At 42.9% G+C, this 16,315-nt stretch carries 14 protein-coding genes and 1 other annotated feature; of the genes, 2 read left to right on the top strand and 12 right to left on the bottom strand.

Translation table 11 applies throughout. The annotated features are described in order from the left end of the window. Positions 1 to 164: 164 nt before the first annotated feature. Positions 165 to 1,556 (bottom strand): asparagine--tRNA ligase, encoded by a 1,392-nt coding sequence (gene asnS / locus NL111_RS02690; protein WP_002829876.1) that lies wholly within the window; start codon positions 1,554 to 1,556, stop codon positions 165 to 167. Positions 1,557 to 1,618: 62 nt separating this feature from the next. Beyond that, positions 1,619 to 1,866: a binding site (T-box leader), on the bottom strand. Positions 1,867 to 2,432: 566 nt separating this feature from the next. On the opposite strand from asnS, the gene NL111_RS02685 reads away from it, so the two are divergent. Next, a complete protein-coding gene (locus NL111_RS02685) occupies positions 2,433 to 3,221 on the top strand; it encodes a glucose-1-dehydrogenase (RefSeq protein ID WP_128688339.1) in 789 nt (262 codons plus the stop codon). 189 nt (positions 3,222 to 3,410) lie between these two features. On the opposite strand, the gene NL111_RS02680 is transcribed toward NL111_RS02685, so the two are convergent. The 3 genes from NL111_RS02680 to NL111_RS02670 all read right to left on the bottom strand — a co-directional run bounded on the left by NL111_RS02680 (position 3,411) and on the right by NL111_RS02670 (position 5,487). After that, positions 3,411 to 3,935: a PadR family transcriptional regulator gene (locus NL111_RS02680; RefSeq protein ID WP_128688338.1), complete on the bottom strand. Its 525-nt coding sequence runs from the start codon at positions 3,933 to 3,935 to the stop codon at positions 3,411 to 3,413. Positions 3,936 to 3,956: 21 nt separating this feature from the next. Beyond that, positions 3,957 to 4,493: a phenolic acid decarboxylase gene (locus tag NL111_RS02675; protein ID WP_002829879.1), complete on the bottom strand. Its 537-nt coding sequence runs from the start codon at positions 4,491 to 4,493 to the stop codon at positions 3,957 to 3,959. Between the two features lie 313 nt (positions 4,494 to 4,806). After that, a complete protein-coding gene (locus NL111_RS02670) occupies positions 4,807 to 5,487 on the bottom strand; it encodes a YjjG family noncanonical pyrimidine nucleotidase (protein ID WP_285110427.1) in 681 nt (226 codons plus the stop codon). Between the two features lie 162 nt (positions 5,488 to 5,649). Here NL111_RS02670 and NL111_RS02665 point away from each other — a divergent pair, with 162 nt between their 5' ends. After that, a complete protein-coding gene (locus tag NL111_RS02665) occupies positions 5,650 to 6,189 on the top strand; it encodes a hypothetical protein (RefSeq protein WP_002831149.1) in 540 nt (179 codons plus the stop codon). A gap of 220 nt (positions 6,190 to 6,409) precedes the next feature. Here NL111_RS02665 and NL111_RS02660 read toward each other — a convergent pair whose 3' ends face one another. The 8 genes from NL111_RS02660 to NL111_RS02625 form a co-directional block, all read right to left on the bottom strand. After that, positions 6,410 to 8,089: an oleate hydratase gene (locus NL111_RS02660; RefSeq protein WP_063504823.1), complete on the bottom strand. Its 1,680-nt coding sequence runs from the start codon at positions 8,087 to 8,089 to the stop codon at positions 6,410 to 6,412. A 232-nt stretch (positions 8,090 to 8,321) separates the two neighbouring features. Next, positions 8,322 to 8,642, bottom strand: a complete 321-nt coding sequence (locus tag NL111_RS02655) for a hypothetical protein (RefSeq protein ID WP_002829893.1) — start codon at positions 8,640 to 8,642, stop codon at positions 8,322 to 8,324. Positions 8,643 to 8,889: 247 nt separating this feature from the next. After that, positions 8,890 to 10,707, bottom strand: coding sequence for a glutamine--fructose-6-phosphate transaminase (isomerizing) (gene glmS, locus NL111_RS02650; protein WP_204230067.1), 1,818 nt, complete (start codon positions 10,705 to 10,707; stop codon positions 8,890 to 8,892). Positions 10,708 to 10,962: 255 nt separating this feature from the next. Continuing rightward, positions 10,963 to 12,324 carry a phosphoglucosamine mutase gene (gene glmM, locus NL111_RS02645; RefSeq protein WP_002829896.1) on the bottom strand — a complete coding sequence of 454 codons (1,362 nt, stop codon included), beginning with the start codon at positions 12,322 to 12,324 and terminating at the stop codon, positions 10,963 to 10,965. A gap of 125 nt (positions 12,325 to 12,449) precedes the next feature. Next, complete coding sequence (locus tag NL111_RS02640; RefSeq protein WP_285110426.1) at positions 12,450 to 13,349, bottom strand: CdaR family protein; 900 nt, start codon at positions 13,347 to 13,349, stop codon at positions 12,450 to 12,452. Beyond that, positions 13,350 to 14,201: a diadenylate cyclase CdaA gene (gene cdaA, locus NL111_RS02635; RefSeq protein WP_002829898.1), complete on the bottom strand. Its 852-nt coding sequence runs from the start codon at positions 14,199 to 14,201 to the stop codon at positions 13,350 to 13,352. It abuts the gene before it with no gap. 167 nt (positions 14,202 to 14,368) lie between these two features. Next, positions 14,369 to 15,271 (bottom strand): UDP-N-acetylmuramate dehydrogenase, encoded by a 903-nt coding sequence (gene murB, locus NL111_RS02630; protein ID WP_285110425.1) that lies wholly within the window; start codon positions 15,269 to 15,271, stop codon positions 14,369 to 14,371. A 61-nt stretch (positions 15,272 to 15,332) separates the two neighbouring features. Beyond that, the gene (locus tag NL111_RS02625; RefSeq protein WP_002831143.1) at positions 15,333 to 16,250 is read right to left on the bottom strand and encodes a Gfo/Idh/MocA family protein; all 918 of its coding nucleotides are present in this window, start codon (positions 16,248 to 16,250) and stop codon (positions 15,333 to 15,335) included. Positions 16,251 to 16,315 lie beyond the last annotated feature (65 nt).

Genomic DNA, 16,315 nt, shown 5'->3' with positions numbered 1-16,315 from the left:
TAACCGATTACATTTTCATTGTAAGTGATGCTTTAGTCTTTGTAATCACAATCAATTTCCACTTGTATTGGAAATTAGAAATATTTTTTATTCATAAAAAAAGCCTTGAATCCGTCATCGTCTGACTAAATTCAAGGCTTTTTGCTTACTATTAACGTTTCAAATTAGAAGCTGGCGTTACCCGGGGTCCGTGGGAATGGGATGACGTCGCGGATGTTTTCCACACCAGTAACGTACATCAATAATCTTTCGAAACCAATTCCAAATCCGGAGTGTTCCGTTTCCCCATATTTTCTTAATTCAAGGTACCACTTGTATTCTTCAGGATCCAAGTTAAATTCCTTAATCTTTTCGTTCAACTTAGCTAGTCGTTCTTCACGTTGGCTACCACCAATCAATTCGCCAATGCCAGGTACTAATAAGTCCACTGCGGCAACCGTCTTGTGGTCTTCGTTTTCCCGCATGTAGAAGGCTTTGATGTCCCGAGGGTAATCCGTGATGAACACTGGTTTTTGGTAAACTTTTTCGCTCAAGTATCTTTCGTGTTCAGTTTGGAGATCAATTCCCCATTCAACTTTGTTTTCGAATTCTTGGTCAGCAGCTAACAACTTGTCGATTGCTTCCGTATAAGTAATTTGGGCAAAATCGGCGTCGCGAGTTGCTTCCAAACGAGCCCGTAATTCTTGGTCCACGTTTTGGTTCAAGAAGTCGATTTCATCAGAAGCATTTTCCAAGAGGTAGTTGATCACGTACTTCAACATGTCTTCGGAAACGTTAATCACGTCTTGCAAGTTAGCAAACGCCATTTCTGGTTCAACCATCCAGAATTCAGCGGCATGCCGCGTAGTGTGTGAATCTTCCGCGCGGAAAGCCGGACCAAAAGTATAAACATCCCGGAAAGCCAACGCAAATGCTTCCGCGTTCAATTGACCACTAACCGTTAAGTTAGTTGGTTGCTTAAAGAAGTCCTTAGTAGAATCAACCTTGCCTTCTTCGTTCTTTGGAACGTTGTTAAGGTCTAAAGTAGTCACCTTAAACATTTCACCGGCACCTTCCGTATCACTAGAAGTAATCAACGGAGTGTTAACGTAGACAAAGTTATTCTTTTGGAGGAATTCGTGGATGGCAAAGGCTGCCAACGAACGAATTCGGAAAACTGCGTAGAAAGTATTGGTCCGCGGACGCAAATGTGCTTGTTCACGTAAGAATTCTGGTGTGTGGTGTTTCTTTTGAAGTGGGTAGTCACTGTCTGAGTTACCTAAAACTTCAATTTCAGTTGCGTGAATTTCAAACGGTTGCTTAGCTTTCGGAGTGTCCACTACCGTTCCGACTACTTTTAAGGTAGTGTAAATGGGAGCTTTCTTAATTTCTTCGTAGTTTTCCAACCCATTTTCCATGATTACCTGCACATTTTTAATGCAGGAACCGTCGTTAATTTCCAAAAAGCTAATTTTCTTGGAAGAACGGAGCGTCTTTAGCCAACCCGTTACTTCTACTGATACATCTTCATCATGCGTTGCTTGCGCATAAAGTGATTTAACCAACGTATTTTCCATTAAAAATCCCTCCATTATTATCTTCGTAAAAAGTCCGCCAATAAAAAAGTCTTCCATCCCGTAACAGGGACGAAAGACTTCGCGGTACCACCCAAAATTCGTTTAAAAATAAACATCTCTAAAAGCACATCTAAAGTATGCTTTCCAAACGATAACGTATCGGTCACGTCTAGACTTACTGGACGCTTAATCGTTCAGCCTAGAAACAAAGAAGATGTTTTTCTTAAAAGAATAACTTCTTGAGCTTCCACCATCCTCAATTCGCTTTAAGTTACGGGCTTAAAATACTTGTTCTTCTTACGGTTTTTGATTATATTCAATTAGCTAGCTTCAAGATTAGCATAGAAAATTATTTTTGTAAATTGGGATTTCGTTGTTTTCACGCCTTTAGTGTGCTATTCTATGCTCAAATATTTTCCCGAAACGGAGTATTATATTATGGTTAGTTTCGTATTGCTTTTGGTGATCTGTCTCATCCTGGCGACCGTTTACGTAACCTGGCTTAAAAATGACCGAAATCTCCACCTCGATTGGCATTCGCCACTTTTAATCCCCAAAGTATTTGGCTTTGGGGTGACCTTTAACCCGAATAATTTCTTTGGATTAAGCATGATTATCATCATTATTTTGTTAATTTTATTGCCTTTAATCCAATCACTCCACCTTTTTTAAAACTCGTCGACCCTATAAAATCCAGTTTGCTTTTATAGGGTTATTTTGTCTTTGTGTATCGCGACAATCCCCCAAAATATTAAGCTACGCATAAGGTAAGCAACGCCAAATCGTTTCAGTTCCCTTACTGTGATTTCTGATGTTATCATACGTTACGAACATCAAGAATTTATTTTACAGTTATGTTCTGGGGGGATAGTAACTATGTTATATAAAGATTTAAATGGAAAAGTTGCCGTAATCACTGGCGGCTCAAAAGGAATCGGCAGCGCGATTGCCGAACGCTTTGGGCAAGAAGGTATGCACGTCGTTATTAATTACAACTCTGATAAAGATGGCGCCAACGCCGTACGGGATCAAATTAACGCAGCCGGCGGTGAAGGCGTGGTCGTGCAAGCTGACGTATCAACCGAAGAAGGCGTTAAGCGTCTAGTCGACATGGCCGTCGATCAATTTGGCGACCTAGACGTTTGGGTCAACAACGCGGGGATGGAAAATCAACAACCAACTGCAGAATTATCGTTTGAAAGCTGGAAACGAGTGCTCGACGTCAACCTAAACGGCGTGTTTTTAGGTTCAAAAGCGGCCATTAATTATTTTCTTTCGCATGATAAACCCGGAAACATTATCAACATGTCTTCCGTTCATGAGAAAATTCCGTGGCCAACTTTTGCACACTACGCTGCTAGCAAAGGCGGCGTAAAGCTGTTCAACGAAACGATTGCGATGGAATACGCCGACCGGCACATCCGGGTAAACGCAATTGGCCCAGGCGCGATCAATACGCCAATCAACGCTAAAAAATTTGCGGATCCTGAACAGTTAAAAACCACCACTAGCATGATTCCTATGCAACGAATTGGGGATCCTGAAGAGGTCGCGGCCGCGGCGGCATGGTTAGCTTCTGCTGAATCAAGTTACGTCACCGGAATTACCCTCTTCGTTGATGGCGGGATGACACTTTATCCATCCTTCCAAGGCGGTAAAGGTTAATTAAAATAGGTATTAAAATAACAGCACTGAGAGTTCGCAAACTTCTCAGTGCTGTTTTGGTGACGACTTTTTTAAGGACCCAAAATCGGTAGTTACGCCCAATTTAGGCACAACTACCGATTTTGGGTTAGTGCTCGCAAGCCACCCGAATTTTCCCACGTCCACCTACTTGTAAACCTTTTTTTCGGATTATTCGATGTGCTTTTTTAGCCAGGCTAAATGAGATGCTTCCCTTTCAACCGCCCGGGACAAAATTAAGTAATGTCCGTAATTTTCCTCAATCGCGGATGGTTCTTCAAACAGTAATTTTTGCCGTTGCTTTAAGTGGGCCACTTTTTGTTCGTGAAGATCCGCCGCCTGTTTTAGAATTTGCTGTAAAAGGGGATCATGTCGGTCAGCGATAAAGTACATTTTAAGTGACGTCAGTTCATCATTTTTGGCCGTAATCGGGGTAGTGAGCCATTCCCGCAAATCCGTTTGACCCTTCGGAGTTATTGCGTAGTTAATGACTTTCCGATTTTGTTCATCGTCAACCACTTCAATTTGGCCTTCGTCCGTCATTCGTTGTAATTCAGGATACAATTGGCTGTGTGAAACCGTCCAGAACTCGCTAATTTCGTTCTTAAATTCCGCAATCATATCTTTTCCAGACATAACCCCATTCTTATTTAACAATCCTAAAACAATGTACGGTAAAACTCGTGGTCGTGGCATGCGAACTCCTCCAAAAATTAATTACTTGTTAATTCGCTTGTAGTTTTCATCAAAATACTTTCCGTTGCGAATGTCGCTGGTAATGCCATCGTATGGTTCTTCAGAAATAACATCTTCGTTATTTTGTCCAGCATCACCCATGTAACTAATTTTAGCAAATTCTGGAACAACTAGTTTAGGATAAGTTTCATATTTTTCACGAGATTCTTCCATTAAATCAATGTGTTCATTTTGGAAAGTAACCGTGATTTCAGGATGTTCTTCAACCCACTTAGGGAAGAAAATGGTTCCGTGTAACTTACCTTCGTTTGGCATGAAGTCTAACGCCACGTCCGTTCCAGTTGGTTCCGTCCAAGTAATCTTGTAAACACCTTCCGTCAACATTACGATGTCGGCTTCTTGGTCCTTAACCCAACGACCGGCAACCATTCCCCCATGAATTCGATAATCTACCGTATGGTCATTTTTAGCGTACCATTCATATTCCCAACCATTATCGTATGTGTAAATAAAGTGCGTTCCTAAAAAGTCTTCTAAAGTTTTAAATTGTTTTTCCATTATTACTTCACCTGCTTTTGAATGTTATGTCGTTATCGACAAAAGCAATTATATGACGTTATCGACATAAAAGTCAACAGTGGATTTCCTAAAAATTTAGCTAGCTCACCCTCAAGGGTTTCTTTAAGGTATGCATGACATCTTTCAAAAATAAAATAGGGACCCTCAGCTAATTACTGAAAGTCCCCTATTTTTAGTATTTTTAAACTATTTAGTACTGAAAAAAATTCAAATTTTTGATTCTTCAAGTTCCATTTTGCTGGACCCTTAATTTCGTAAGTTATCTCTTTTTATTTGTTGTTTCAAGCGAGTCTTACAACATTAATTCCCGCAACTGGTCATAAGAATGTGCTACCGCGGTTGGCTTGATTGGCGCATCTACCGCGATTTGTTGGGGGTTATACCAAATGCTTTTGAGCCCAGCTTGATTGGCCCCTAAAATGTCGGATTGCAACCGGTCGCCCACCATTGCGGTATTCTGGAAACTCATATCCGCATATTTATGCTTAATTGGCGCAAAGAAGCGTTCATCAGGTTTAGCATAACCAACGTCTTCTGAAATAAAGCAGTCGATAAAGTATTGGTCTAACTTGGAACCAGCGAGCCGACTCAACTGAGTCTTCTTAACCCCATTAGTTCCCACCATCAACCGAATTCCTGCCGATTTCAAATCCCGCAATAATGCTTGCGCGCCTTCAAATTGGTAGTAGCTAGTTGCCAATCGCTGGCGGTATTCCCGTTCAGCAGCGACCCCATCGCCATCCACTCCGAGTGCCGCAAAGGTTTTCGAAAACCGGGTTTTCAACACTTGATCCCGAGGTGCACCTTGCTCGATTGCTTCCCAGACCTGCTGGTTAATTTTTGTGTAGGTTGCCAATCCAGTCGTCAAATCTTGCACGCCATACTTACGTAAGACTTCGGTAGCTTTGATACGTTCACCCTTCTTAAAGTCCAGTAAAGTATCGTCTAAATCAAAAATCGCGTATTTTAACATCCCGATACCCCTTAAATAATTTTTCATCTATCGTAACGGATTCTTTAACATTTAGCAAACAAACGTTTGTGTAAATACTTTAAATTTACTATAATTGTTGATGTTGTTGAAATTATTAAACGTAATTACGTTTAACGGGTTTATTATGAACGGATATAAGACATGGCTAAAGCAAAGAAATTCAAACGTCCCAGAATCTTTTCTAAATCTAACTTAACCGTAGTTGTTTTGGCAATTCTGGGCTTTCAAACTTACCCTAATTTTACCAATCAACAATTAGATATTCATTCAAATACTGATTCCTATGGCGAGGAAAACGCCTCCAATGAAGCCACCTTGATTGAAAATCAAATTGCGGATAGTTTTAACGGTCGCCTGCCTTTTCAAGTTAACTTTACGGACTCCCAGATTATCATTCGGGTCCCTAAGTTAAACTTGTTTGATTTCACCCAGCTTTACGCACCCAATATGGTCCATATTCTGAAGAAAATCCAGGGCGACACACTTCCCCGTTCGTTGAAGAAAATTCGGCTAAGCGTTGGCGACCAAACCCAAGTCTTCTCAATCAGCGCAATTAAAGAGGCTAACTTTAGTACCGAAAAAATTAAGGAATTTAGCCAAGAACAATGGGGCCAAATTTCCAAACAAACCTACCAAGATTACTACCAAAACTACGTCCTTCCCAAAATCACTCGTAAGTAGTAAAAGTACGCGTGACGGACTTGAAAACTTTACTAAGTCCTAACCCAAAATGCTAAGAGCAGGACAAAAGTCGGGTAGTTTACAAGCATTAATAAAAAATCGATCGTTGCCTAAATTGGCATAACGATCGATTTTTTGTTAAGCGGAGCAGCTGATTTCGTTGACGCTTCATTAAAATCAAACACTCAAATCAACTTTTAGTATTATTAAATAGATAATTTTAACGGAACATGGTCCGGGTTGCCTTCAAAAGCACCTTTGGATTCTTCTCGTAGTGGTGCACTGGGGTCATTTTTTCTTCAGGAATTCCTAAGAAATGGTAGACTGCCCGTTGTGCCGCCCGGAACGAGTATTGTTCGGTAAAGACCATGTCAAATGGCATTTCTGCAAATTGGCTGACAAACGCCAAGTTTTTCGAGTGCTTTGGCACTACTTCGGGACGGTCTCCGACAGCTCGCGTATTGAACAGTGCACTAGCGTACGGCATGTAAACCGGAATTACGTTAACGATGCTATCCATGATTTCCTCTTCATGGTAAACAATGCTATCCGTTGCTTGATCAACTTCTGCCAAATGACCTAGTAATTCTTGCAGCATTTCTTTTCCGGTCATTTCAATTACCGGTTTGTCCACATAATCCCCATTTTTACGTGGGAACATGAAGTAGCCCCAGAAGACCGTTTCGTTTTCCTTTTGGGCGTGGAAATGTGGTTGATGATGAACCACGATAGATAACAAATTATTACTGTCTACCCAAGTATTTAAAGCATTCCCCGGTTCTTGTTGGGTAATTCGGCTAATTTGGTTTACCAAATAGTGGTTCTTCGTGGTTACCGTAAAGCTCATCCATTCACTTTGGGCACGGTCGTTAAAGAACTTGTCCGGATTTCCTAGATTATAGAAATGTTCGGTGGCTTGTTTCCATAATGCTGCGCTAGGAGCGTATTCCATATTTTCCTTAATTGGGGTGTTGAAATCACCAATCGATGAACTATCGGTAATCGCGCCGTTGATATCGAAAACGAGGTCATTTTCGTCAACCGGGATTGTGCCGGTTTGCTTATTTTCCCCTACGTCTTCGTACTCTAAGCCAGTAACGATGATATCATCGCGCAACGGAGTGTCCTTGAATTGGAAGGCGGTAATCTTACGGTTGTTGATAAAGGCAACCCCGTGGTCGCTCAAGTACTTACGCATCGGTAGAATGATACTTTCGTATTGGTTATACGGCGTTCTGGTAACCCCTTCAAGGGTGTTAATCCGACTAAATTCCAGAATCATCCGGTTCATGTAACGCCGCAATTCCATTGCGGAACTTTCCTTCTTAAACGCAAAGGTAGTTTCCCACATATACCAGAAGTTAGTGGTGAAAATGTGCGGACTATCCTTAAACCATTCTGCAATGCTGACGTCGTTAAGCTTTGCTTCTTGGCTTTCAGGCATCATCATTAATTTGGTTAACAGTTTCCGGTCTTGGTTATTAAATTGCATATGCGAATAGTCGTCCGCACCGCCATTATTCCGGATCCCGTTACGCTTATCCATTAGCCGGGCCACGTCATGGGTTGGATGAGCATGGTCAAAGTTTAAAATGTCATCCGTAACCGATTGCCCTGGGTGATCCAAAGACGGCACGCTCCGCAAAACGTCCCACAAGTTTTCGTAGGTCTCTTCGTTAAGCATCCGACCGCCCTTGGCTAAAAAGCCCCGATCGTTAGATAGCCGTTGGTTGCCGTATTCCGTCTCGTAATCCGCAACTGCAGCTCCATCATTAGCTCCATGTTTATCGAGTCCGAACATGGTAATTTGATTACCGCTCCAACCACCATCACGAATCAAATATACGCCGGCAGCTAAATTTGCAACTCCTGTACCAATCATAAACGCTTTTCTCATCATCGATTCCCCCTTGTGGAAACAAACCTGATTATTCTTATATTTAAATTCAAGAATAGATTAACACGAAAAGCGAATTTTTGCGAGCGTTTACACTTGCAAATAAAAATTATTTTTTCTGGTACAAAAAAACTGCGAAAACCAAAAAATGCTTTCCCAGAATTAAAAAATTCCAGAAAAGCATTTGAATTACTTGAATTGTATAATGCAAAAACAGGCCTTAAAAGCCAAGTAATTATTCTTTATTAGCACTGATATGATTTTCGTGTAAAATCGCGTTGAAGTCCTTCATAATCCGGTCATCTTTTTGCCATTCTTCCCACGAAGTCATGTTTTCGTCGGGCATTTCGTAGCGTTCCCCGATGTATTTTTCATAATTAATTACATGTTGCGAATGCGATATGTTCAGCTGCATAATCCGCACTGATTTAATATAACCACGCTCGGCCGCTAGCTCAGCGCGACCATTCATCATCATATTACCAATTTCAATGTATTTAGTACCATCCAAACGGGTAATCTCTTGAATCAAGGTGAATGTCTCATTGCTCTTCATTCTCTCGCCTCCACTTATCTAGTATAAAGCGCGTTACCGACTCCTGTCTAGAATTATTATGGCACCAAAAAAGGATCCGGACTTGTACGAGTCGGATCCAGCATAAGAGAGAAAGAGAATTGATTGTGCAGGTAGGAGATGCGCCACTACCTTACAACCATATGTTAGCGCTTACACATAATAATGTCAACCTAAATTTCAAAAATATTCAAATTAAAATTTAGGCGACTTTGCACTGCTCTTCCTCCTATTCTACCGTGACACTCTTAGCTAAATTACGCGGTTGGTCAACGTTGTAACCCCGTTGCAAGCAAGCGTAGTAAGCCAATAATTGAGCAGCAATGACGCTAACCAACGGCATCAACATTTCATCAACGTCAGGAAGAATTACGTCATCCGTATTCTTGGCGAGGCTTTGGCTAGCGAAGGTAATCACCTGTGCTCCGCGTGAGATCACTTCTTCTAAATTGCTCCGGGTGTGATCGGCAGTTTTACCTTGGGTAATGATCCCGATAACCGGAGTCCCTTCTTCAATTAAGGCAATCGTGCCGTGCTTCAATTCGCCGGCTGCAAAACCTTCTGCTTGAATATAAGAGATTTCCTTAAGCTTAAGGGAAGCTTCTAGGGCTACTGCATAATCTAACCCCCGGCCAATGTAAAAGGTGTTACGCGCCTTTAAAAGGGTGTCTTTGGCCAATTGTTCGATAGCTGCCTTTTCATCCACCACCGTTTGAATTGCGTTTGCCACCATGCTTAATTGTCCTGCAATGTCAAAATCAGTTGCCGCATTGATTTGCTTCATCCGCCCCATTGCTACCGCTAGAAGTGCTTCTACGGCAATTTGCGCGGTGTAGGCCTTGGTCGACGCTACCGCAATTTCCGGACCCGCTTCTAAGGTTGCCGAGAATTCTGCTTCGCGCGCCAACGTTGAGTTAGCCACGTTAGTAATCGTGAGGCTTGGCTTTTGCCATTCATCATTTACCCGGACTAAAACTTGCCGACTATCAGCAGTTTCACCACTTTGACTAAGGAAGATGAAGAAGGCATCTTTTTCAATAATTGGATCGTCGTAGGCAAATTCGGATGCTAGCACTACTTCCGTTGGCACCTTGGCAAAGCGTTCCAATAACTTCTTGCCCACTAAACCAGCATGATAACTGGTTCCCGCACCCACAATGTAAATTTTACCGGCTTGGTTTAATTTATCTAACATTGCTTTATCGAAACGAACTGCACCCTTTGAATCAAGGTATTTTTCTTCGATGCGCCGGATTACGGCTGGTTGCTCGTCAATTTCTTTTAACATGTAGTATGGGTAAGTTCCCTTATCAGCATCGGACTGGTCAATGTCAACTTCAAAAGGTTCCCGCTGAATTGCTTGGCCATCTGCATCAAATAGCTCCACTTTATCAGGGGTGATTTTAACCACGTCGCCATCGTGCAACTCCACAAACCGTTTCGTCACGTTGATCATTGCTAAAGCATCGCTGCAAACTACGTTAAAGTCGTCGCCTACCCCAATTAATAACGGGCTCTTGTTCTTAGCTACAAAGAGGGTGTCCGGCATTTCCCGGTCCATTAAAACAAACGCGTACGAAGAATCCTTCAACAAGCTCAAAGTTTTCTTGAAAGCGTCCATGGTCGATAAACCTTCTTTAGCGAAGTGGTCAACTAATTGAACCACTACTTCAGTATCAGTATCGCTTTGGAAAGGCACGTCTGCTAAATAAGTTTGTTTTAACTCCTTGAAGTTTTGGATAACTCCGTTGTGCACGAGGTAAAACCGGTTGTCTGCTGAAAAATGCGGGTGCGCGTTAGCCACGCTCGGAATTCCGTGAGTTGCCCAGCGCGTGTGCCCAATTCCGGCACTGCCGTTCACGTCATCAGAAAGTTGAGCTTCTAAGTTTTGAATCTTTCCTTGCGCTTTAACTAGGTAATCCTTGTCTTGACCATTATTTACGTAAATTCCCGCAGAATCATATCCCCGGTACTCCAATTTTTTCAAACCATTCACTAAAAGTTTCGTCGTATCTGCTCTACCTGTTACTCCAACAATTCCACACATAATCCCTGTTCTCCTAAATTCATCTATTTGTTTTTATATAATTGGTATAATTAACGATTCTTAATATATTACCGCTTAAGGCGATTGTCAAACATTATTTTTCGTAATTGGTATATATCAAATGTGGGAATAGGTATAGCACAAGGGATTAGACCCCCTTAAATTTTTTACCCCAAACTCATTTTATTAGACAATCAAAAACGGGCTAGAGAATTTCTCCGCCCGTTTCGTTTTTTTATTATTTAATTACAGCCGTTAATCAACGCCAACTTCACTCTTAACTACCGCAACAATCCGGTCAACGTATTGGTTAACCGCTTCTTCAGTAGGAGCTTCCGCCATCACCCGAAGTAAGTCTTCAGTTCCGGAAGGACGAACTAATACCCGGCCTTCGCCAGCCATTTCGTCTTCAACCTTTTTGATAATGTCCTTGATGGCTTGGTTTTCAAGCGCTAATTTCTTGTCTTGAACCCGTACGTTAACTAACTTTTGAGGATACGTAGTTACCTCGGCAGCTAATTCGGAAAGTTTTTTACCAGTTTGCTTAACCACGTACATTAACTGGATAGCCGTAAGCATGCCATCCCCAGTAGTGTTGTGGTCTAAGAAAATAATGTGGCCGGATTGTTCCCCACCAAGGTTATAACCATCCTTCAACATTTCTTCCACCACGTAACGGTCACCAACTTGGGTTTTAACCGAATGCATACCGTGTTTTTCTAACGCTTTGTACATTCCGAGGTTACTCATTACGGTCGTTACCACGGTGTCTTCCTTAAGGCGACCCCGTTCACTTAGAAACTTCCCGCAGATGTACATGATCTTATCACCGTCGACGATATTTCCCTTTTCGTCCACTGCGATGCAACGGTCGCCGTCCCCATCAAAGGCAACTCCCATATCCGCGCCCTTTTCAACCACGAATTTTGCTAGAGCTTCTGGATGAGTCGAGCCGACTCCCGCATTGATGTTTAACCCATCGGGATTGGTTGCCATCGTTTCAAATTCAGTATTTAAGTCAGCAAAGATTTGGGAAACGTAGCCGCTAGTAGCACCGTTAGCAGCGTCAACCGCGATATGTAACCCTTCTAGGTCGTCCGGAATCGTTTGTTCCAAGAATGCCGTGTAGTTTAACCCACCTTCAGGGTAATCCGTTACGGAACCAAGTCCCTTAGCCGATGGCCGGGGAAGGTTATCTTTTTCAGCATCTAAGAGAACTTCGATTTCAGCTTCCAATTCGTCAGATAGCTTGTAACCGTCCGAACCGAAGAACTTAATCCCATTATCCTCTACTGGATTGTGCGAAGCGGTAATCATCACTCCCGCGTCAGCTTCTTGCTTACGAACTAAGTAAGCAACCCCGGGCGTTGTAACGATTCCCATATCCATTACTTCGATTCCTACTGACAAAAGACCCGAAATCAAGGCGTGTTTTAACAACTGGCCAGAAACTCGAGTATCTCGTGAAACCAGCACCCGGGGACGCTGATCAGCATCCTTGGCATGCTTAGTTAATACGTATCCGCCAGTTCGCCCTAATTGGAAAGCTAGTTCTGGTGTCAACGTTTCGTTTGCAATTCCACGAACTCCATCTGTACCAAAATACTTCAATTTCATTATTGAAAATCTCCTTCTTTGCGACAAGACCTGTAGTCCGCCGTCAATCTCTTTTAACTCATTATCTAAATCACAAAATCAGCAATTTAATTAGCACCGCTCCCAAGCTAGTTTTCACTTATGAATCACTGTTGGAGCTGCGGATTCCCGTCACTGCTAGTATCATCCACGGACGAACTCTCGTCACTACTTGCTGAACTCGAAGAACTTTCTTCACTACTCGATGAGGATGCGCTACTTGCTGATTTTTCCGAACTTCTAGAAGAGGACGTAGCTTGACTGCTTGCCTCACTAGATTCCTTAGCTTTTTCTGTTTTCACCTTGGAAACTGGAATAGTGACATTTACCGATTGCGGAGTCAAGACTACATTTACAATGTTACCGTTTGAGTCCAAAGCTTGCAACACAGAACGCGCAGAAACATCCTCTGTAGTGTCACTAGGGACGTTAACGTCGGCAACCACTTGGCTAATCCGGTCAATTTCTGATGCGGAGCCCGTTGCTTGAACCGTCGTTACCGAGGTCTTTACGTTCCCCATCGTATAGCCTTTCTTAACCATGTTAGTATCGTAACGGTAGCGAATTTCAAATTTCTTCGTCTTCCGGTGGGCAATTGTTATTTTGGATTTTTCTGGTTGGATTCGGTAACGAATATCCTTACCGAGTCCTTCCACTTGATACTTAACCGTATGCTTACCCGGTGCATAATCCTGCAATGCAAGGTACACCTTAAAATTACGGGTGTTGGTTAAAGTAGTAATCATTGCGCTGGAGCCGGTCAACGTAATTTTAACGCGTTCTTGGTATCCACTAACTACGTACTTACTTGAATCCACATCTAAATCCACCGGCATCGTAATTGTAGCCGTCTTGGTGGACATCAACGCGGTTTTATTCTGATTTGCGTCGGTCCCCGAAACCCGCGTTGAAGTAAGGTGATCGGTCTTTACGTACGCAAAAAGCAAAAGGGCTAAGACTAACGCAATCAACCGATAGCTAAAATTTTTGGTAAAAAATTTCTTCATCTAGTGCCGCCCCCTTTTTCCCTTAAAGAAGGCCGAAATATTTTCCGTAACCGAAGTGAAGAACGGGGTTGGCCCTTCATCACTGGTAATTAATTGAGTCCGGAAATACCGTAAATAGGATTCTTGCGACATATCCCGCAATAGTTCGCCGTCCTTCATAATAGAAACTTCTCCAGTTTCTTCTGAGACTACGATGGTTAATGCATCGGTAACTTCACTCATTCCGACTGCCGCACGATGACGAGTTCCAAGTTCCTTAGGGATTAAGTTGCTCTGTGACAAAGGCAAATAAGCAGCTGCCACGGCAATCTTACCGTTTTTAATAATCACCGCACCATCATGTAACGGGGTGTTCGGGATAAAAATGTTGATTAACAGCTCTCCCGAAACGTCGGCATCCAGAGGAATTCCGGTTTCAATATAGTCATCAAGCCCGGTTTCCATCTGAATTGAAATCAACGCTCCAATTCGACGTTTAGCCATGTACTGAATCGCCTTATCCAACGCCTGAATCATTTTTTCTTCCGCTTCTTTTTGCGAATGGTTCTTTGCAAAAATCGACCCGCGACCTAAGTGTTCCAGTCCCCGGCGAATTTCCGGCTGAAAGATGATCACCATCGCAATTACTCCCCAATTGATGACCTGATTCATAATCCAGTAAACCGTGCTTAATCCGATATACCAGCTTCCCGCCATAATTATAATAATGACGATAATCCCACGAAATAACTGTACCGCTTTGGTTCCCCGCAGCAGCATAATCAATTCATAAATTACAAACCAAACCACGAGTACATCAATAATATTGATGACGTCGCTCCAAGTTAACAACTGGGACCAATTTATGTTCATACCTGTCCCTCCAAATTCATATTCAGGGATAATTATACCAGAGAGAATATAAAGTGACCTCCTATTTGTTGCAGGGGGTTAATTTATCGCACATTTACGCTTCAAGTATGCATAACTGCACTTCACCCGCTTGTCAAATCGGAGGTCACTTCGTTTAAATATTCAATTTATTTTTCTTCACCAATGATCCGGACTTCAGTTTCCAACTTAACCCCAAACTGTTTAAATACCGTGGCTTGTACGTGGTGAATCACGTCTAAGTAGTCAGTTGCCGTAGCATTCCCGATGTTAATGATAAATCCGGCGTGCTTTTTAGAAACTTGGGCGCCGCCAATCGTGAAGCCTTGCAAACCAGCTTCATGAATTAACTTTCCGGTAAAGTAACCGGTGGGGCGTTTAAACACACTTCCGCACGATGGATATTCCAACGGCTGCTTGGAAGCACGGAGCCGATTCAGCTCATCCATCTGCGCCCGAATCTTAGTTTGATCGCCGGGACGCAACTTAAATGATGCTGAAATTACCACATCGTGATAATCCTGCACGCTGCTGTGTCGGTAACCAAAATCCAATTCGTGATTATTCAGCCGTTTAATTTGGCCATCTGGCGTTAACACTTCGGCACTTTCCACAATTTCACTGATTTCACCGCCATAAGCTCCGGCATTCATGAAAATCGCACCACCTACTGAACCCGGAATTCCAGCAGCGAACTCAAAACCGGTCAATCCCGATTGGTAAGCGACTTCGGTGGCTTGAATTAAAGCTGCCCCCGCTTCCGCAATCACGGTATTGCCGTTAACTTGGATATTGTCCATCTTGGTTAAGATTAAAACTAGTCCGCGAATTCCTCCGTCACGCACAATCAAATTACTTGCATTTCCAATCACCGTTAGGGGCGTAGCGGTTTCCTTAGCCCAAATCATCAACTGCTTAGTTTCAGTCACCGACTTGGGAAATACTAGCAAATCCGCTGGTCCGCCCGTTTGTGTATTGGTGTATTTTGACAACGGTTCATCTTTGTAGACCTTAATTTCTGGAAATGCCGCGGTTATTGATTGATCCATCATACTTTCCCCTCTTACCTCGTTTACATTGTGAATCCTCACGATTCATCGAAAATCTCTTCGCTTATTTTATCACTTTCATACTCTGGATTAAACGGTCACATAGCGTATGGGACTTAATCACCGAAGCCGGAGCTACCGGGTTGGGACCGTCATTTTCCACCGCCCGCAAAAAAGCTTCAATTAACGGCGCAAATCCCCGGGTTACCAGCATTTTTTGCCAGTCTGGCGTACTTTGGACCGTCCGTTGCCCGTCGTGATCATGGGTTAGCGTTTGTAAATTTTCCACTCGGGCAACGCCGTGATCGCTAACCACCTCTGCTACTTCAGTATTCGCACCAGCGCGCAAATCAATTTGGGCCACGCCAGAAGCATCCCCGTTGGTTAGTTCGACCTCCGCCCAGACCAACTGACCATCCTGTTCTCGTAGGCGGCCATCCACGTATTCCACTTTTGATGATCCCATTAAAAACTGGACCAAATCAATTACGTGAATCATTAGGTCATAAACGGCAAACTGGGGACTTTGATTTTCCATCACCCGGGTCTTAGTTGCCCGAACTAAATGCGGGGTTCCCAATTGCCCGAACGCTTGGTGCAGTGGCGCAAACCGCCGATTAAATCCACAGGTTAATAACACGTGCTGCTCAGCAGCAATTTGGTAAAGTTCTTTCACCTCCGCCAAGTTTTCTGAAATGGGTTTATCCACATAAACGTGAACCCCGTGTTGCAAAAACTTTTTGATAATCGCGTAATGGGTGGAGGTAGCGGTATGAATGAACACCGCCTGAACGTTTTCCTCAAACAAATCATCCATCCGGGTCGTCCCGTGTTGAAAACCGTACTTTTTTTGCAAATGCTGCAATTTTTCAGCTTGCCGGCTGACCAAGTACCACTCGAAGCGATCTTGCAACTGACTATCTACCGGCAAATAAGCCTTTTGAGCGATGTTCCCCAATCCAATTACCCCAACTTTAATCATTGGAAAAACTCCTTTACGCACTAATCTTTATTAGTTAAACTTGACTTAAAATAATATAAGGACAG

Origin of the sequence: Pediococcus sp. AC40 (assembly GCF_030252485.1) — a bacterium.
Taxonomy (GTDB): Bacteria; Bacillota; Bacilli; order Lactobacillales; family Lactobacillaceae; genus Pediococcus; species Pediococcus acidilactici.
This window is presented reverse-complemented; position numbering and strand designations above follow the sequence as displayed.